The organism is Dokdonia sp. PRO95, from assembly GCF_000355805.1.
Lineage (GTDB): Bacteria > Bacteroidota > Bacteroidia > Flavobacteriales > Flavobacteriaceae > Dokdonia.
In genome coordinates this window covers 1,293,919-1,312,202 of the sequence record NZ_CM001837.1, presented here as the reverse complement: position 1 = coordinate 1,312,202, position 18,284 = coordinate 1,293,919, and the positions used below count along the sequence as shown (strand labels likewise).

General features: G+C 39.0%; 23 protein-coding genes. 14 read left to right on the top strand and 9 right to left on the bottom strand.

Annotated elements, in window-relative coordinates; all coding sequences use genetic code 11:
• Window positions 1-51: 51 nt before the first annotated feature.
• Window positions 52-666, top strand: a complete 615-nt coding sequence (locus D017_RS05750) for a thioredoxin family protein (protein ID WP_035338035.1) — start codon at window positions 52-54, stop codon at window positions 664-666.
• Between the two features lie 9 nt (window positions 667-675).
• Here the strand turns inward: D017_RS05750 and D017_RS05745 are convergent, their stop codons facing one another.
• From D017_RS05745 to D017_RS05710, 8 genes are all read right to left on the bottom strand, one after another.
• Entirely contained in the window at window positions 676-1,389 is a 714-nt protein-coding gene (locus D017_RS05745) for a hypothetical protein (RefSeq protein ID WP_035335206.1), read from the bottom strand.
• 58 nt (window positions 1,390-1,447) lie between these two features.
• Window positions 1,448-2,173, bottom strand: a complete 726-nt coding sequence (truB, locus tag D017_RS05740) for a tRNA pseudouridine(55) synthase TruB (RefSeq protein ID WP_035335205.1) — start codon at window positions 2,171-2,173, stop codon at window positions 1,448-1,450.
• A 4-nt stretch (window positions 2,174-2,177) separates the two neighbouring features.
• On the bottom strand, window positions 2,178-2,972 hold the full coding sequence (gene uppP, locus D017_RS05735) for an undecaprenyl-diphosphatase UppP (protein ID WP_035326397.1): 795 nt from the start codon (window positions 2,970-2,972) through the stop codon (window positions 2,178-2,180).
• 37 nt (window positions 2,973-3,009) lie between these two features.
• Window positions 3,010-3,273 carry a DUF3098 domain-containing protein gene (locus tag D017_RS05730; protein WP_035335204.1) on the bottom strand — a complete coding sequence of 88 codons (264 nt, stop codon included), beginning with the start codon at window positions 3,271-3,273 and terminating at the stop codon, window positions 3,010-3,012.
• Window positions 3,274-3,292: 19 nt separating this feature from the next.
• Window positions 3,293-4,171: a permease-like cell division protein FtsX gene (locus D017_RS05725; protein WP_035335202.1), complete on the bottom strand. Its 879-nt coding sequence runs from the start codon at window positions 4,169-4,171 to the stop codon at window positions 3,293-3,295.
• 90 nt (window positions 4,172-4,261) lie between these two features.
• Window positions 4,262-5,212 carry a TIM barrel protein gene (locus D017_RS05720; protein WP_035335201.1) on the bottom strand — a complete coding sequence of 317 codons (951 nt, stop codon included), beginning with the start codon at window positions 5,210-5,212 and terminating at the stop codon, window positions 4,262-4,264.
• 67 nt (window positions 5,213-5,279) lie between these two features.
• The gene (locus D017_RS05715; RefSeq protein ID WP_035335199.1) at window positions 5,280-5,924 is read right to left on the bottom strand and encodes a gluconate 2-dehydrogenase subunit 3 family protein; all 645 of its coding nucleotides are present in this window, start codon (window positions 5,922-5,924) and stop codon (window positions 5,280-5,282) included.
• A 1-nt stretch (window position 5,925) separates the two neighbouring features.
• Window positions 5,926-7,605 (bottom strand): GMC family oxidoreductase, encoded by a 1,680-nt coding sequence (locus D017_RS05710; protein ID WP_035335198.1) that lies wholly within the window; start codon window positions 7,603-7,605, stop codon window positions 5,926-5,928.
• 190 nt (window positions 7,606-7,795) lie between these two features.
• On the opposite strand from D017_RS05710, the gene D017_RS05705 reads away from it, so the two are divergent.
• The 13 genes from D017_RS05705 to D017_RS05645 all read left to right on the top strand — a co-directional run bounded on the left by D017_RS05705 (window position 7,796) and on the right by D017_RS05645 (window position 17,437).
• Window positions 7,796-8,785, top strand: a complete 990-nt coding sequence (locus tag D017_RS05705; RefSeq protein ID WP_035335196.1) for a sugar phosphate isomerase/epimerase family protein — start codon at window positions 7,796-7,798, stop codon at window positions 8,783-8,785.
• A gap of 5 nt (window positions 8,786-8,790) precedes the next feature.
• Complete coding sequence (locus D017_RS05700) at window positions 8,791-10,014, top strand: nucleoside permease (protein ID WP_035335195.1); 1,224 nt, start codon at window positions 8,791-8,793, stop codon at window positions 10,012-10,014.
• Window positions 10,015-10,114: 100 nt separating this feature from the next.
• On the top strand, window positions 10,115-11,251 hold the full coding sequence (locus D017_RS05695) for a Gfo/Idh/MocA family oxidoreductase (protein ID WP_035335193.1): 1,137 nt from the start codon (window positions 10,115-10,117) through the stop codon (window positions 11,249-11,251).
• Between the two features lie 81 nt (window positions 11,252-11,332).
• On the top strand, window positions 11,333-12,385 hold the full coding sequence (locus D017_RS05690; RefSeq protein WP_035335192.1) for a sugar phosphate isomerase/epimerase: 1,053 nt from the start codon (window positions 11,333-11,335) through the stop codon (window positions 12,383-12,385).
• Window positions 12,386-12,444: 59 nt separating this feature from the next.
• Window positions 12,445-12,753, top strand: a complete 309-nt coding sequence (locus tag D017_RS05685; RefSeq protein WP_152023869.1) for a hypothetical protein — start codon at window positions 12,445-12,447, stop codon at window positions 12,751-12,753.
• Complete coding sequence (locus D017_RS05680; RefSeq protein WP_035335189.1) at window positions 12,750-13,508, top strand: DUF1080 domain-containing protein; 759 nt, start codon at window positions 12,750-12,752, stop codon at window positions 13,506-13,508. Before D017_RS05685 ends, D017_RS05680 begins: the two co-directional genes overlap by 4 nt.
• 3 nt (window positions 13,509-13,511) lie before the next feature.
• The gene (locus D017_RS05675; protein ID WP_035335187.1) at window positions 13,512-14,273 is read left to right on the top strand and encodes a DUF1080 domain-containing protein; all 762 of its coding nucleotides are present in this window, start codon (window positions 13,512-13,514) and stop codon (window positions 14,271-14,273) included.
• On the top strand, window positions 14,273-14,605 hold the full coding sequence (locus tag D017_RS05670) for a hypothetical protein (RefSeq protein ID WP_035326367.1): 333 nt from the start codon (window positions 14,273-14,275) through the stop codon (window positions 14,603-14,605). Before D017_RS05675 ends, D017_RS05670 begins: the two co-directional genes overlap by 1 nt.
• Before the next feature lie 85 nt (window positions 14,606-14,690).
• On the top strand, window positions 14,691-15,554 hold the full coding sequence (locus D017_RS05665) for a YicC/YloC family endoribonuclease (RefSeq protein ID WP_035335186.1): 864 nt from the start codon (window positions 14,691-14,693) through the stop codon (window positions 15,552-15,554).
• Window positions 15,554-16,153, top strand: a complete 600-nt coding sequence (gmk, locus tag D017_RS05660; protein WP_035335184.1) for a guanylate kinase — start codon at window positions 15,554-15,556, stop codon at window positions 16,151-16,153. The genes D017_RS05665 and gmk overlap by 1 nt, the downstream gene beginning before the upstream one ends.
• Before the next feature lie 7 nt (window positions 16,154-16,160).
• On the top strand, window positions 16,161-16,505 hold the full coding sequence (locus D017_RS05655; RefSeq protein WP_035335183.1) for a HopJ type III effector protein: 345 nt from the start codon (window positions 16,161-16,163) through the stop codon (window positions 16,503-16,505).
• Window positions 16,506-16,523: 18 nt separating this feature from the next.
• Complete coding sequence (gene nadD, locus D017_RS05650) at window positions 16,524-17,102, top strand: nicotinate (nicotinamide) nucleotide adenylyltransferase (protein WP_035335181.1); 579 nt, start codon at window positions 16,524-16,526, stop codon at window positions 17,100-17,102.
• A gap of 5 nt (window positions 17,103-17,107) precedes the next feature.
• A complete protein-coding gene (locus D017_RS05645; protein WP_035335179.1) occupies window positions 17,108-17,437 on the top strand; it encodes a hypothetical protein in 330 nt (109 codons plus the stop codon).
• A 98-nt stretch (window positions 17,438-17,535) separates the two neighbouring features.
• Here the strand turns inward: D017_RS05645 and lysM are convergent, their stop codons facing one another.
• Window positions 17,536-18,036, bottom strand: a complete 501-nt coding sequence (gene lysM / locus D017_RS05640; protein WP_035335178.1) for a peptidoglycan-binding protein LysM — start codon at window positions 18,034-18,036, stop codon at window positions 17,536-17,538.
• Window positions 18,037-18,284: the final 248 nt, after the last annotated feature.

Sequence of the window (18,284 nt, the reverse complement as noted above, 5' to 3'; positions counted from 1 at the left end):
TTCTAACTCGAAAGATAGTAAGTTTGTAGTAAAGCCTGCGACATAATGGCTATGGAAACTATGCAAAAAACAACAACACAACTAGTCAAAGAAAGTCTCTCTGAGGCAATCTCTTACCAAGATTATAGAGTACTTACAGAAACTCACGCCCTAGAAGGCACAAATACAGGTCCAGAAGTCACAGAGGCATTGCACAACTATACAATGCTCAATCACAAACGTATGAAGCGTCTAGATAAGACCATAAAACTGTCTGAAGAGTCTCAAAACGCAATAAAGCAATATAACGTTAAAGCCACTTGGCTTGTACTAACAGAAAGCTGGTGTGGTGACGCGGCACAAACAATGCCTGTAATGCAAAAGTTTGCAGACCTCAACCCTAACATTGATTTTAAGGTCATTCTAAGAGATGAAAATCTTGAGCTTATGGATCGTTTTTTATATAACGGTGGTCGGTCTATCCCAAGACTTATTGCCTTTGACAATGAAACTCAAGAAGTACTTGGAGACTGGGGACCACGTCCATCTGAAGCTACAAAAATGGTAAATGATTATAAAGAAGCTCACGGTAAACTCACACCAGAGTTTAAACAAGACTTACAAGTGTGGTATAATAAAGACAAAGGCCAAAACACTGTAGAAGATTTACTTCATCTATTAAAATAGATTATAAGCTTATCCTTGAAAATCAAAAGTCACACTGCCTAGCTGTGTGGCTTTTGTTCCTTTATCAAAGTAGGCCCTGTTTAAATATTTCATAGCTTGGTCTATAAGGCAGCCATTTGCGCTTGTAGAAGCATTTTTATTAAACGTTTTCTTTACAATAACCCCCTTATTATTTACAGTAATATTTATGACCACCTTGCCAAAAGCGTCACAAGTATACACGGGGTTAGGTAAAGCAATTGCTGTACGACCTACTAAATTATAAGAAACAGTACTCTGTCTGTAAGCGCTCTTTTTCTTAATGTCTCTAGCATCCTCTCTTGCCTCTATTGCGGCTTGTACTTCTTTCTTCTTTTCTTCTAGAGCAGCTTCTCTAGCCTCTTGCAAGGCGTTAAGTTGATTATTTGTGCGCTCATTAAGATTTTCAACACTGCTTTGCTGGCGCTGTGCAATTGCCTTTCTTATCTCGTCCTCCTCTTGCAGCGCTTTAGATAATTCACTTGAGTTGTATGCTTGATTAGATAAACGAGTTCTTTGCTGTACTGGTGTTTTGGTTTCTTCCTCCGGTTCTTCTAGATTTTGAGTAATAACCGGTATTTCTATAAACTCCTCTGCTATCTCACCCTGATATGGTTTTACTCCCAAAAAGAAAAATACAAGCACTAAAAAACTCGCTCCAAAAACGGTAATGAGTAGTGCCTTATCTGATGGGGATAATTTCATAGGTATTTAAAAGTTACAAAAAATAAGCCATAAGTTATGACTCGTAGGTGGCGCGCCTCTAGATATCGCCAGGATTGCTTTGAGTAATCTCTCTTATAAAGTCATCTAGAAGATGTGCATTATCTACGCTATAATCGCCTATTTTGGTTCTTCTAAGCGCCGTAAGGTGGGCACCACTTTTAAGCCCTTCTCCAAAATCGAACGCTAGTGATCGTATATAAGTACCTTTACTGCAGCTTACTTTAAAATCTACTTCGGGCATTTCAATACGTGTAATTTCAAAAGATGAGATGTGTATCTCTCGCTTCGGAATTTCTACTTCCTCACCTGCTCTTGCAAATTCATACAGACGCTTCCCTTCTTTTTTTAGTGCAGAAAATACAGGTGGACGTTGCATTATTTTTCCTTGGTACGCTTTCGCGAAAGCGTATATATCCTCCTCAGTGATATGCTCGGTAGGGTATTCTTTATCTATGGCTGTCTCCAGGTCATAACTAGGCGTGGTGCCACCTAGAGTGATGGTGCCAGTATATTCCTTCTCCTGACCCATAAACTCGTGTAGACGCTTTGTAAACTTACCTGTACAGATAATCATAAGACCAGTAGCGAGCGGGTCTAGTGTGCCTGCGTGCCCTACTTTGATCTTTTTTATGTTTCGGTTCTTACGTATAAGCCAGCGCACTTTGTTTACTAGCTGGAAGGAAGTCCACTCAAGAGGCTTGTCAAAAATAAGCACTTGGCCATCTCTAAAATCTTGATCTGTAAGGCTCGTTATCTCAGACATAGACTTAGTTATAAAGTGAGAAACCTATCGCAATAACTCCTACAATGAGGCAGTATATAGCAAACCAAGAGAGTTTACTTTTCTTCACAAGTTTTATCATCCAGGTGCAAGCTATAAGTCCTGCAACAAAGGCAGATATAAAACCTATCACTAGTACAGAGACATTACCCGTTTGAGTCGTAATTGCTCCGTCCATAAGGTCCTTTGCAATTTTTCCAAAAATAAGTGGAATCACCATTAAAAATGAAAATCGTGCTGCCTTACTCTTATCATTACCCAGTAATACAGAGGTAGATATAGTCGCTCCACTACGTGAGATACCAGGTATCATAGCGACTGCTTGAGAAACACCAATTATAAATGCATTAGAAAAAGTTACATTCTTTTGAGTGTCTTTTGCTCTATCTGCAAAGTATAGTAGTACCGCTGTTACAAGTAGCATACAGCCTACAAGCATAATATTTCCTCCAAAAAGTGCTTCTAGTTGCTCCTCAAAAAAGAGTCCTACAATGACAGCAGGTATCATTGACAAAACGATTTTTGCCGAAAATTGTGTTTCTTCATTCCACTTGAATGAAAACAATCCGCTTAAAATTTCTATGATATCTTTTCTAAAGACTACAATGGTAGAAAGTGCTGTTGCAAAATGTACCACTACGGTAAACATAAGGCTCTCTTCTGGTACAGAAGTATCTCCTAGTATGGCTTTACCTAGCTCGAGGTGCCCACTAGATGAAACAGGTAAAAACTCAGTAAGTCCTTGAATGACACCAAGGATAAATGCGTCAAGATTATTCATAGGGCAAAGATAAAACTGTAGTTACAAGCGGCAAGTGTTACTTCCCTTTATTAGGATTTAATAAGATGGCATATACTTCTATACCAAAACCTATAAGTATTACTGCTGGGGCAAGACGTATGCGTCTCCAAGAGTAAATCTCTGGGTTAAACACATTAGGGTCATCACTACCTCCTCCAGACATAAGTATAAAACCTAAGGCTATAACTCCAAGGCCTATAAGCATCCACGTAAAATTTTTCTTCCCAAATATAAATTCGGTAGGTTGTTTTGATACTTCTTTACGTTTTTGTTCTCCCATAATACATCTAGTAATTCGGCTAGTAGTATAGCTCGTCTGTGCGCAAATTTAAGAAACGTTGTGTTGCCAGAAAGGTACTAAACCAAGTAATGAGTATTCCCATTAAAAACACACCTCCAAATAATGCTCCTAGTACAACGGGATCATCTAGTAGTGTAAGTTGCGGAAATGCTTTATTTGCATAGTATAAAACTCCTGCCATCCCTGCTATAGCGATAAGCGCACCTATAATCCCGAGGCGCACACTCTTCCACACAAAAGGACGTCTTATAAAACGTTTTGTCGCGCCCACCATTTGCATTGTCTTTATTGTAAAACGCTTTGCATACACAGATAATCGTATAGAGCTATTGATAAGCAGTACTGCAATAAATGTAAATATGCCAGAGATAATAAGTATCCACAGGCTTATTTTTTTGATATTATCGTTAAGCAATGATATGAGCGGTTTATCATAAGTTACTTCTTCTACAAAGTCTTTTGATCCGATTTCATTTGCTATTTCTTCTACTTTCTCTGCAGATACATAATCTGCATTGAGGTATAAGTCTATGCTATTTTGAAGCGGGTTCTCCCCAAGGTAATCTACAAAGTTTTCTCCCAAGGCTTCACTATGAGCTGCCGCAGCCTCTTCTTTTGAAACAAATTTTATAGATTTTGTGTACGCTGCAAGAGAAAGTGTTTTCTCTAGCTGTTTCATCTCCACATCTTTTGCAGTGTCTTTAAAGTAAACACCTACGGCAATAGTCTCCTTAAAATAATCTGCTACCTTCTTGGTATTGAGGACTAGTAACCCCAAAATTCCCAACAGAAAAAGAACCAAAGCAATACTAATCACCACCGAAAAATAGGAGGTAATCAATCGTCTTTTCTGGTATTTTTCAAAAGATGAACTCATTTGCTAGGGTTTTGAGTAAAAGTAGTAAATCCTACACACTCCGTTATCAAACGAAGAGATTCTGATTGTATTATTATTAAATATACCGATTTACAAAAATCCATCACTCTCCACATACGCATCTATTACACGCTGCTCGCCTTCCTTCCCTTTTATACTATTGCCATGCTCCATTCCTAAAACTCCTTTAAAATCGCGGCTATGAATATATTTAAATACATTTTTATAGTTAATCTCTCCAGAGGTAGGCTCATTGCGCCCCGGGTTATCTCCTATCTGGAAATAAGCAATCTCGTCCCAGCACTGCTCTATGTTAGGAATCAAGTTTCCTTCTTGAATTTGCTGATGGTAAATATCAAATAGAATCTTACAGGACGGACTATCTACTGCTTTACAAATTTGATATGCTTGCGGCGACTTAGATAAAAAGAGTCCTGGGTGGTTTCTAAAATTTAATGGTTCAAGCACCATTACAATTCCATGTGGTTCTAGAATCGCTGCAGCTTGTTTTAAAGTCTCTACCACGTTTGCCGTTTGATATGCCATGTCTTGACGCATATCCACATGACCAGGTACGACTGTCATCCACTTTGCATTTACACGTTTGGCGACAGTAACAGATTTCTTAATATCACCTAGAAACTCTTCTCTCCATTCTTGCTTTCCGCTCGCTAGATGAGGTGTTGTCCAGTATATCTTATGAGCCACAAATACTCCCATGGTTATCCCACGTTCTTTCATAACAAGTGCCATGGCCTCTTGTTCAGCAATGGGACGGTTGCGCATCTCATTATCTTCGAAGGCGGTAAATCCTTGATCTGCCATAAAGTGAAGCTGATCGATCACATTTTCGCCAGCGAGCTCTTTAAACATCCCTACATGTGGAGCATAGTTGAGATTAAAAGAGTGTGCTCCATTTTTCGCTTTCGCGAAAGCGGAAACATCTCCTATCCCATTAACCATAGCGTTTACCCCGATACTACCTAAACCTAAAAAGGAACCCGTGAGAGCTCCTTTTTGTATAAATTTCCTTCTGTCCATAACTTATTAAAATTCTTGCAACATTGTCATTTATAGCATTCCATTTATTAATTACATCTGATGTAATTTATAGAGAATATGTCTTTCCTCCTGTTGCTTCCTCTAGTGGTAAGCAACCTACTTGTTTACCTGGAATAGGCTCATAAGCGAGTACATTTTCTCCTATTTCTTCTGAGGCTTTCCATCCCCATATAGTCATTCCTCTTATATTTCCTAAAAGGCTAAAAGAACCAGCATCTGGATCTACTTTTACCGTCTTGTCATTCTCGTAAACTTGATAAAACTCACCTAAACCTTTATTGTAAATAGCTTGTTCTTCTTGAGATGCATTAAGGTACTTTGTGAGTAAGGCATCATAATCTTCTGCTTCGGCCTCTTCAAATGTCTTTCCAGAGGCGTCTTGCAATCTATTTGCAAGTGCGTCAAACCCTGCTAGAATTTGCGTTTTACCTTCTGCATCTACTGCTTGATTCCAGTAAGTATCTATAAACTTGTGTACACCTACATCTACCGCTCCTGGGATCATCTCGTCAGAAGGAATAATAAGATCTACCATATGGCGCAATGCTTTACCTTGAGACTTGCTTAAAAATACAGGCTCAAACACCGGTCCATCTGCTTTACAACTTTGTAAAAGGCTCAATATCGTAGGTGTTGCAACAAGTGCTACTCCACCTAATCCTAAGTTCTTTATTAATTGTCTTCTATTCATCTTACGCTTCTTTTTTGATTTGAGCAGCAGCGTGATTTGCAGCACGTGCGCTAAAAGCCATATATGTGAGTGATGGGTTTACACAACTTGCAGAGGTCATAAACGCTCCGTCTGTAATATAAACGTTAGGAACAGCGTGTAACTGGTTATTACCGTTACAAACTGATGTCTTAGGATCACGACCCATACGAGCCGTACCCATTTCATGTATTCCGTTACCCGGAGCACTAGGATCATCCATAGTCTGGATATCTGTAAACCCAGCCTTTTTAAGCATATCTTTTGCACTTGCAATCATATCCTTACGCATTTCCCACTCATTCTCTTTCCACTCTGCGTCAAAGTTTACCTTAGGTTGTCCCCATTTATCAAGATCATTATAATCTAGCGTCATTTTGTTCTCATGGTAAGGAAGACACTCTCCAAAGCCCATAAGACTCATAGTCCATCCTCCTGGTTTTTGAATCTCTTCTTTAAGCTTTGCTCCGTATCCTGCTTCGGCAATTTGTGGTTGATAATCACCACGACCTGCACCACCTTGATAACCGTAACCACGCTTAAAGGTTTTTTGATCTGTTACTCCGCCTATGTTTCTAAAACGAGGAATATATAACCCATTAGGACGACGTCCTTTGTAATATTTGTCTTTATCACCATCCCACTTTGCAGTTGCTCCTGCTTTAAAGTGGTGATCCATTAAGTTGTGTCCTAGCTCTCCAGAGTCATTACCCATCCCGTTAGGAAAACGCTCACTCTTAGAGTTCATAAGAATACTAGCAGAGGCAATTGCAGAAGCACAAAGGAAAACGGTCTTTGCTTTAAACTCCATAGTCTCCATGGTCTCTTGATCGGTAACTTTTACTCCTGTTGCCTTCCCTGTTTTATCATCATACACCACTTCTGTCACGATAGAAAATGGACGTAACGTCATATTCCCTGTGCGTTCGGCAGCTGGTAAAGTAGATGAGTTACTTGAAAAGTACCCTCCAAAAGGACATCCTCTCACACAGCGATTTCTAAACTGGCAAGCAGAGCGACCATCATATGTTTTTGCTCCTGTAATGTGCGCAACACGCCCAATAGTAAGTAAACGACCGTCTTTATAATTTTCGGCCATGTTTTTCTTAAGTACTTCCTCTACACAGTTAAGTTCCATAGGAGGTGAGAATTTACCATCAGGTAATACTTCAAGACCTAGACTCTCTCCAGAAACAGAGATATACTCTTCCACCTTATCATACCAAGGAGAAATATCGCTATAACGCACTGGCCAGTCTACAGCTATGCCTTCTTTTTTATTTGCTTCAAAATCAATATCAGATAAACGGTAACTCTGGCGTCCCCACATAATAGAACGACCTCCCACGTGATATCCACGTATCCAGTCAAAACGTTTTGTCTCATTATAAGGATGATCTACATCATCTACAAAAAAGTGACGACTCTCTGCTTTATGAACATAACCCGTACGAGCTTGCTTCTCATAACGAGCCTCTACTTCTACACTATTATTACCCTTTAACTCAAAGTCCCAAGGGTCTTTATGCATAGTAGGGTAGTCTTCAATGTGATTAACCATACGACCACGCTCTAAAACAAGCGTTTTCATACCATTCTCACATAACTCTTTTGCTGCCCATCCTCCGGAGATTCCTGAGCCTACGACGATTGCGTCGTACATTTCGTTTTCGTTGGCTGTGTTCACTATATATTGTATTAATGAAAAAAAATTGTGATGTAGTTTACCAAATATATAAATTTTAAGTTGTTTTTTGTTAATATGAGAAAAAGGTTACCTTAGTCAAACACTAGATTTAACAGTAATTCACGGGCGAAAACGTTATAGTTCTACCCTCCAATTAAATTATATTATGAAAAAATATCTTCTAGGAGCATTTTTATGCGCATTTACACTCTTTTCTTGTAAAACAGATCAAAAAAAAGAGGGTGATAACGCTTCCGCGAAAGCAGAAATTGAAAATTCTCAAAAAACAGCTCCAACTTTCAAACATTCGCTAGCTCAATGGTCACTTCACAAACCGTTTCAAGATGGTACTATGGACCCGATGGAATTCCCGCAAATTGCCAAAGATCTTGGTTTTACCGGAGTAGAATATGTGACACAACTATATCCATCTGTTGCTGAAGTAGGGACAGGTTACAAAGAACGTGTAATGAAACTTGCAAACGACCTTAATACTAAGGCAAATGCTGCAGGAATGGATAACGTTCTTATTATGGTTGATCACGCTGGTGAACTAGCAGATCCAGATCCTAAAAAACTAGAAGAAGCTATTGCAAATCACAAAATATGGATGGATGCTGCAAAACTTATGGGAGCACATTCGGTAAGGGCAAATCTCTTTGGAGAGCTAGATCCTGTAAAATGGCACGCACTATCTGTAGCATCTCTTAAAGAACTAGGAGCTTACGGTAAAGAAGTAGGCGTAAACGTAATTATAGAAAACCACGGAGGATGGTCTAGTGATGGAGAAAAGCTTGTTGCTGTGATGAAAGAGGTTAATATGGAAACAGTAGGTGTCTTACCAGATTTTGGAAACTTTTGTGTAAAACGTGAAGGTGGAGAACGCTGGGGCGCGCCTTGTATTTTAGAATATGATACCTATAAAGGAATAGAAGAAATGATGCCGTATGCAAAAGGAGTGTCTGCAAAGTCATATAACTTTGATGAAAATGGTGATGAGACAAAATTAGACTATCAACGATTAATGCAAATCGTTGCCGATAGCGGTTTTGAAGGATATGTGGGTACAGAATATGAAGGGCCACTAGAAGACCCAAAAGAAGGTATCGCTCTGACTAAAGCACTAGTTCAAAAATCAATAGACAATCTTAAATAAGCAATATGAAATCAACGACTAAGTTTCAATTATCCCTAATGATGTTTCTCGAGTTTTTTATCTGGGGAGGCTGGTTTGTAACCTTGGGTACCTTTATGGGTAATAACCTAAGCGCCGAAGGAGGAGAAATTGCAGCAGCATTTTCTACACAATCTTGGGGAGCTATTATAGCACCATTTATTATAGGTCTTATTGCAGATCGATTTTTTAATGCAGAGCGCATTCTGGGAGTATTACATATTATAGGTGCTGTACTTATGTATTTGATGTCACAAGCAACAGACTCGGCTGTGTTTTATCCATATGTTTTAGGGTATATGATTGCTTATATGCCTACACTGGCGCTAGTAAACTCGGTTGCATTTAACCAGATGAAAGACCCATCAAAGGACTTCCCATTCATACGTGTATGGGGAACCATCGGTTGGATTGTGGCAGGACTATTAATAAGTTTTGCTTTTGGATGGGATTCTCAAGAATCTATCGCTGCAGGTTTACTTAAAAATACATTTGTAATGACTGCTATTGCTTCTGCAGTTCTAGGAGTTTTTAGTTTTACACTTCCTAAAACACCACCAAGTGCAAAAGGAGAGAAAGTTGCAATTAAAGATATTTTAGGTCTTGAAGCTTTAGATTTACTTAAGGATAGAAACTTCTTAGTGTTTTTCCTTTCTTCGGTACTTATTTGTATTCCACTTGCTTTTTATTATCAAAATTTAAGTCCGTTCCTAACGGAGTCTGGTGTAGAAAAGTCTACAGCCCTTGCTTCTATAGGTCAAGTATCTGAGGTAGTCTTTATGTTATTACTTCCTTTCTTCTTTAAGAAATTTGGGTTTAAGAAAACTATCCTTGTAGGGATGCTCGCTTGGACATTGCGCTACCTACTGTTTGCTTATGGTAACACGGGAGACCTTTTCTTTATGATTATTACAGGTATTGTTTTACACGGTATTTGCTATGACTTTTTCTTTGTGTCTGGACAGATTTATACAGACAGTAAAGCTGGACCAAAAATTAAAAGTGCCGCTCAAGGACTTATCACACTTGCTACTTACGGTGTAGGTATGCTTGTAGGTTTTTATGTGGCAGGAAAAATAACAGATGCAAACATTGTAGGTGAAGGTCACGACTGGAACTCAGTATGGGTATTCCCAGCGATTTTTGCAGCAGCAGTATTTGTGATTTTTGCACTGTTATTTAAGAGTGAGAAAATAGAATATACGGAGTAGTAGCAAAGTCTTAAAAAGTCTTTCCCCTACCCTAAAGGGCGGACTTTTCTTAGAAAAAGCATATTTACTTGATATAATTAAAAAATAAAAACACAACACAATGAGCAATAAAATAAGATGGGGCGTCTTAGGTGGCGGCGGAGATAGTTTAATAGGTGTGTTACACCGCGTGGCGGCAAGTATGTTTGACGCATACCAGCTAGTAGGTGGTTCTTTTAACCCAGATATTGAGGTAAGTAAAGACTTTGCTGCTCAAATAGGCATCCCGACAGATCGTATTTATAAAGATCTAACGGAGCTTGTAGAAAAGGAAACAGAACTCCCAGCAGACCAGCGTATGGAAGTGGTATCTATACTAACGCCTAACTTTTTACACTTCCCGATGGCAAAGCAGCTTCTAGAAGCTGGCTTTAACGTGATTTGTGAGAAGCCTATGACAATGACGCACGCAGAGGCGCTAGAGCTTGAGGCTATCCAAAAGAAAAATGGTAACGTCTTTGGACTTACGCATACCTATACAGGCTACCCTATGGTGCGCCAAATGAGGGAAATGATAGCAAATGGAGAACTAGGCGAGATACAAAAAGTAGACGCGCAGTATTACCAAGGCTGGATTAATAACCTCATACACGACAAGGAGCAGCGCAATAGCACCTGGCGTTTAATGCCTGAAAAATCGGGAATTTCTTGCTGTCTTGGCGATATAGGCGTTCACGCTTACCAGATGCTAGAGTTTGTAACTGGCAAAAAAATTAAATCTGTACTTGCAGACCTCAACCATCTGTATGCAGATAATGAGATGGATATAGACGGCACCGTATTACTACGCCTAGATGAATACACAAAAGGTGTATTGCGATCTAGTCAAATAGCAACAGGAGAAGAGAACAACTTTACCGTAGCTGTTTATGGTACAAAAGCAGGTCTTAAGTGGGAGCAAGAAAACCCTAACTATCTTTATTTACTAGAAGATGGACAACCTATGCGAGTGCTTAAGCCAGGCCACGCTTATAACAGTGCGCTATCGCTAGATGGCACAAAACTACCTCCGGGACACCCAGAAGGTATTTTTGACGCGATGGGTAATATCTATAAAGGCGTTGCAAAGGCATTACGTGGAGAAGACTACAATTCTGGAGAGTTTCCAGGGATGACAGATGGTGTACGAGGAATGAATTTTATAGAGAAAGCCGTGCAATCTCATCGTGATGGAAATGTGTGGGTAGATTTAGAGTAGTATAAGTACGCTTTCGCGAAAGCGTAAAAAACAACAATAGAAAAGATTCTCGCATTCGCGGGAATAAAATAAATATATCCAATGAAAACAATAAAAGGACCCGCAGTATTTCTCGCCCAGTTTATGGATGACAAAGCACCATTTAATTCACTAGATGGATTGTGTAAATGGGCAGCAGACCTTGGGTATAAAGGAATACAAATACCAACTTGGGAAAACCGATTAATTGACCTCACCACAGCAGGAGAGAGTAAAACCTACTGTGATGAGCTTAAGGGTAAAGTAAATGACTATGGGCTTGAGATAACTGAGCTCTCTACACACCTACAAGGGCAACTGGTTGCAGTACATCCTGCTTATGACTTGATGTTTGATAATTTTGCTCCAGACGATTGTAAAAACAATCCAAAGAAGCGTACTGAGTGGGCTCGCAAGCAAGTAATAAGCGCAGCACACGCAAGTAAACATCTAGGTCTTGATGTGAGTGCGACATTTAGTGGTTCGCTGCTTTGGCATACAATGCACCCTTGGCCACAACGTCCTGCAGGACTTGTTGAAATGGGGTTTGAAGAGCTAGCCAAACGCTGGTTACCTATACTCAACACTTATGATGAGTGTGGTGTAGATGTGGCTTATGAGATCCACCCTGGTGAAGATCTACACGATGGTGTGACTTTTGAGCGTTTTCTAGAAGCTACAGGTAATCACAAGCGTTGTAATATTTTATATGATCCGAGTCACTTTGTATTGCAGCAACTCGATTATATCGCATACATAGACCACTATCACGAGTTTATAAAGGCCTTTCACGTAAAAGATTCTGAGTTTAAACCAGATGGGAAGCGTGGTACTTTTGGCGGTTACAGTGACTGGCAAGATCGCGCTGGGCGTTACCGCTCTCCGGGAGATGGACAGATAGACTTTAAAACTATTTTTACAAAACTCACAGAATACGGCTGTGACGTTTGGGCAGTGATGGAGTGGGAATGTTGTGTAAAAAGTCCTGAGCAAGGGGCTAGAGAAGGTGCGCCATTTATCGCTTCACATATTATTGAGGCAACACAAAAACGCTTTGATGATTTTGCAGGTGAGGATATCGACAAAGAGCAGTTAAAGAAGATATTGGGATTATAATGTTTGCTCCACCTCCAAGTTTTACAACCATTACCTTAAGAACTACAAATACTGAAGTTATGGAAGATTTCTATTTCCAGCTAGGTATGCTTTTTAATAAATGGACATCTGAAGACGAACGGGAGTTTTTCACTTATTCGAACAATTATTTTGAATTTTGTCTAATTGAAGTAGTTAAAGAAGATGAAGTCACACGCAATTTGGAGTTTACTCTAGTGATTGATGAAATAGATGGATATTTAGAAGACATTAAAAAATTCAATCTTGAGATTATTACACAACCTTGGAACGAAAATAATTTCAGATATATGACATTTAGAGATCCTGATGGACACATAGTAAATCTTAAATCAAAAAATTACTTATGAAAACAACATTCTATATCGCAGCAGTAGCTTTAATGGCACTTGCTTGTAAAAACGAGACTAAAACCACGGTTGTAGACATTAGGAGCGGAGAAGGAAACACTTTCTCTATAGGTGGCAAAAAAATTGCCGATCCTAGTGATAAAGTTGTTCTTTTTGACGGCTCTAACCTCAACGCTTGGAAAGGATATGGTACAGACGGTATGCACGACAACTGGACCATAGAAGATGGAGCAATGGCATTTGCACCGGGTGAAGAAGGTGGTAAAAACATCATTACAAAAAACACCTATAAAAACTTTGAACTCAATCTAGAGTGGAAAGTTTCTGAAGGTGGTAACAGTGGCATCTTTTGGGGTGTAAAGGAATCACCAGAGTTTAAAGAAGCTTATGAAACTGGCCCAGAGATACAAGTGCTAGATGACGAGCGTCACCCAGATGCAAAGGTGGCAAATGGAACGCACAAAGCAGGATCTCTTTATGATATGATAAAACCTGCAGACGGTATGATCAATCCCGCTGGTGAGTGGAACAAAGTAACGCTTTATATCAATCACGATAGCAACCTAGGTAAAGTAAGCCTTAACGGTAAAGAAGCATATACCTTCCCCGTAAATGGCGAAGAGTGGGATGCTATGGTTGCAAAGACTAAGTTTGCAGACTGGAAAGGCTTTGGCAAATACCAAGAAGGTCACATAGGTCTCCAAGATCACGGAGATAAAGTATGGTACCGCAACATTACAATAAAAGAATTATAGATTATGAAATTATACCATTTAGGAATTATCGCAACAGCACTAACCATTACATCTTGCGGCTCAGGAAATGTGGGTGACGAACCTACAAAACCAGAACAAACAGAAGTATGGGGTCCAAAACCTGCAAAGGTTGCCATAAACGGGCAAACCGGTATCCCTAGTGATGCTGTAGTATTGTTTGACGGCACAGACCTCAACGCTTGGAAAAGTAAAAATGACGGCGGCGCTCCTAAGTGGACGATTAATCAAGACGGGAGTATGACCGTAAAGGATAAAACGGGAGATATTGTGACCAAAGAAGACTTCGGGAGTGTACAATTACACCTAGAATGGCGCAGTGACCCAAACAACACACAGACTAACCAAAACAGAAGTAATAGTGGTGTGTTTTTTCAAGGCTTGTACGAAGTGCAAATCTTAAACAACAATGATAATGACACCTATGTAAACGGTATGGTAGGCTCTATTTATAAGCAAAAAGCTCCAGACGTTATGGCTGCAAAACCTACTGGAGAGTGGAACAGCTATGATATTGTTTTTCACGCGCCAGCATTTAATGCTGCAGGTAAAAAAACAAGAGCTGCTACAATCACCGTATTTTTAAATGGTGTACTCATACAAGATCACTACGAGATCAAAGGAAGTACAGAATACATAGGTTTCCCAAAAAACAATGCTCACGGTGACGGCCCAATTGTACTGCAAGATCACGGAGATATGAGTGGTGTAGGATATAGAAATATTTGGTTACGTAAATTAGATTAATGAACTTCCCTGCACTCCTTACAACATTTGCCCCAGCACTCATAAGTCTGGCATTATTTATAAATACACGTTACTTTCCGCCATCGCTGGGTAATCCTTTTTTATCAAAAGCTCCAGAATGGTGGATGAGAGATCAAGCCACTTGGGATAAAGCATACTCTTTTCTTGCTCAAAAGTATGGGATAGGCACCATTGCACTTTTTGCAATTTGTAGTTGTCTTCTCTTTTTAGAAAGCCCTTATGCCGCATACGGTGGTTATATAGCATTAGTAGCATATGTTGTGCTGGCTAACTACCAGGTGCGCTCTTATATGCAAGAAAAAGTAAAATAGGATGTGATTACGCTTTCGCGAAAGCGTAAAAAAACCACAGTCATTCTTAATTTTTCATTACTTACTGAACCATTATCTTTGCGCTATGATAAAATCAATGACTGGTTTTGGGAAGAGTGTCGTACAGCTTCCCGGAAAAAAGATTACTATCGAGATCAAATCGCTTAACAGCAAAAACCTTGATCTCAATGCACGTATCCCTTCTACATATCGTGAGAAGGAACTCGCACTACGCAATATGGTGGCAAAAGCTCTAGAACGTGGTAAGATAGATGTAGGTCTCTACATAGAAAGCACTGGCGAAAACACTAATACAGCGATTAATGAATCTGTTGTAAACACGTATATGAAACAGCTGTCAAACGCTGTTGCTGGTGAGCCTAGCGAGATAGAGCTACTTAAAATGGCTGTGAGACTTCCAGATGCTCTCAAAACTGAGCGTGAAGAACTGGATGAAAATGAGTACAAAGCCATTGTAACTAATCTAGAAGGTGCGCTTAAGGAAATAAACGCTTACAGACTAGATGAGGGTAACTCTCTCAAGACTGAGTTTGAACTGCGCATTAAAAATCTACAGCGTTTACTAGATGAAGTTATCACTCTTGATAAAGATCGTCTTGCAGATGTAAAAGTACGTCTAGAAAAGGCCGTTGCAGATCTCAAGGTTAATCTTGACGAAAATAGGTTTGAGCAAGAGCTTATCTATTACCTAGAGAAATACGACATCACAGAAGAAAAGGTACGTCTTAAAAATCACTTAGATTACTTTACAGAAGCACTAGATTCTGATAATTCTAACGGTAAAAAACTGGGCTTTATAGGTCAAGAAATAGGTCGTGAGATTAATACCATAGGCTCAAAATCTAATTATGCACCTATGCAACAGCTAGTGGTGCAAATGAAGGATGAGCTAGAAAAAATAAAAGAGCAAGTATTAAACGTACTCTAATGGGAAAACAACCTGACGCACAAGAACTAAATCACACGGGGAAACTCATTGTTTTTTCGGCGCCTTCTGGTAGTGGTAAAACAACAATTGTAAGACATCTCTTGGGTCAACCAGAGCTCAATCTAGAGTTTAGTATCTCTGCGACTAGTAGAGAACCTCGTGGCACAGAAGTACACGGCACAGATTACTACTTTATCTCTCTTAAGGAGTTTAAAAATCATATCAAAGCAGACGACTTTCTAGAATGGGAAGAGGTCTATCGTGACAACTTTTACGGTACACTCTGGAAAGAAGTACAACGTATCTGGGCGATGGGTAAGCACGTTATATTTGATATAGACGTAGTAGGCGGTTTACGCATAAAGAAAAAGTTTCCAGATAAGACACTTGCCGTTTTTGTAAAACCACCTAGTGTAGACGAGCTCAAAATACGTCTTAAAAAACGTAGTACAGAAAGTGAGGATAAAATCAATATGCGTGTTGCAAAAGCCTCTGTTGAGCTTGCCACAGCACCACAATTTGATCATATTATCCTTAATGATAATTTAGAAAAAGCTCTTAAAGAGGCGGTCACACTTGTTACCGATTTTGTAAAATAGTACCTCAATGACATTACAAGATTTTAATACCAAACTTACCAGCGCACCCACTGAGATTGAGTTTACAGATACAATAGCTGTTATAGAAGCGCTATATACTTTTACGCCTAGCTCTTTTAAGAATGGTGATATTCATAATGACACAGGTGAGAACAATGGCTCTTGTAAGCTGTTTGCATTTGCACAAGAACAAGGACTAAGTAAAAGTGATACGCTACAATGTTTTGGCGCATATTACAGAGAAGATGTGTTACAAAACCCAGAGGGTATAGATCACCAAAATATTAGAAATTTTATCAAATACGGTTGGGACGGAATTGCCTTTGACACAAAACCGCTCCAAAAGAAATAACTCAAAACTTACTATCCCTTGAAAATAGGTCTATACTTTGGAACTTTTAACCCTATTCACATAGGGCATCTTGCTATTGCAAATCATATGGCAGAGTATAGTGATCTAGATAAAATCTGGATGGTTATCACGCCTCACAACCCTTTTAAGAAGAAGAGTAGTCTTCTTAACAATCACCACCGCTACCAGATGGTTATGGAGGCTGTAGAGCATTATGATAAAATCGAGCCAAGTAATATTGAGTTTGACCTACCACAACCTAACTATACGGTATACACGCTAGCTCATCTAGAAGAAAAGTATCCTCAGCACGAGTTTTGTTTAATAATGGGTGAGGACAACCTTAAAAGCCTTCATAAGTGGAAAAATTATGAAGTTATTTTGGAGCGTCACGACATCTATGTATACCCTAGAATCTCTGAAGGTACGGTTGAAACACAGTTTGATAATCATCCAAAGATTCACAAAGTAGACGCTCCTATAATGGAGATTTCATCTACAATGATACGTAAGGCGATTAAGGAGGATAAAAACATACGACCATTACTTCCTCCAGAAGTTTACACCTTTATAGACGAGATGAGTTTTTATAGATAATCCTGATGCCTAAAAGAGATCTCACTGACCAAAATACAAAAGAAGCCACTTACTATGGACTTATGATGGTTGTGTCTTTTCTAGTATATTTTGTATTAAACAGAGTCATTAAATCAAGTAATGACTTACCTGATTTTTTAACAGGTTTTGCCACGGCAATATTTATTGTTTCCAGTGTCTTTACAATTATAAAATACGTCAAGGCTCGAAAAGAACCTCATAATACTCACCTGGGCAAAGCAAAACTCTTTGCAGGGCTCGCTGTAGTATTCTGGATATTAGTCTTAATGAATATGAGCAAAGAGGTTCTGCACATTTTTGGTTCATTAAACTAGATGAATTTATTACATAAAAAAAAGAACAAACATTCCAGACTATCGCCCTTCATATTTGTTCTTTTAATTAGTCTATAATCGCGCTTGAGCGCTTTCTTTTATTTCTCTAAGTGAGGAATACGTAATACTTGACCTGGATAAATTAAATCTACGTCTTTAAGCATAGGCTTATTTGCTTCAAAAATTTGTGGGTACTTCATTGGGTCTCCGTACATCGCTTTTGAGATCTTACTTAAAGAATCTCCTTTTTCTACTGTATAAAAACGAGCTTCTGGCTCTGGGTTCTCAACAGTAAGTCTATCGTCTACCGTTGCAATACCTGTAGAGTTTCCTACTACAAGGATTACCTTTTCTTTAGTTGCTTGATCGTTTGCACTTCCAGTAACTACAGCAACATCTCCATCTATTGAGATATCAAGGTTATCAACATCAAGACCAAGGTCATTAATAGTTTCTGCCATGTTACTTGCTGCTTTTGCATTTTCCATTGCAATCTTTTCTTCAGCTACCGCTGCTGCTTCTGCTGCTTCTTCTGCATCTGTTTTTCCTATTCCAAAAACTTTTGCTCCTGCATTTTTAATGAATGAAAATAATCCCATAATTATAATATTTAGTTAGTGTTTTTATTGTGTAGTCAATTTACAAAAAACCTAGAGTTATCAATACATTGTTATGATGACTTTAGTAAATCTGAAAGTATATTAACCCTTACCTAACATTTGAGTAGATTATCTATGTTTCTGTAAAATCTTGCTTACATGAGTCACTTCATAAAAAAGAGAATCCCCACACTAAGTAACACTTAGGTGAGGATTCTCCAACTAAATAACCAACCAAAAAATCTTAA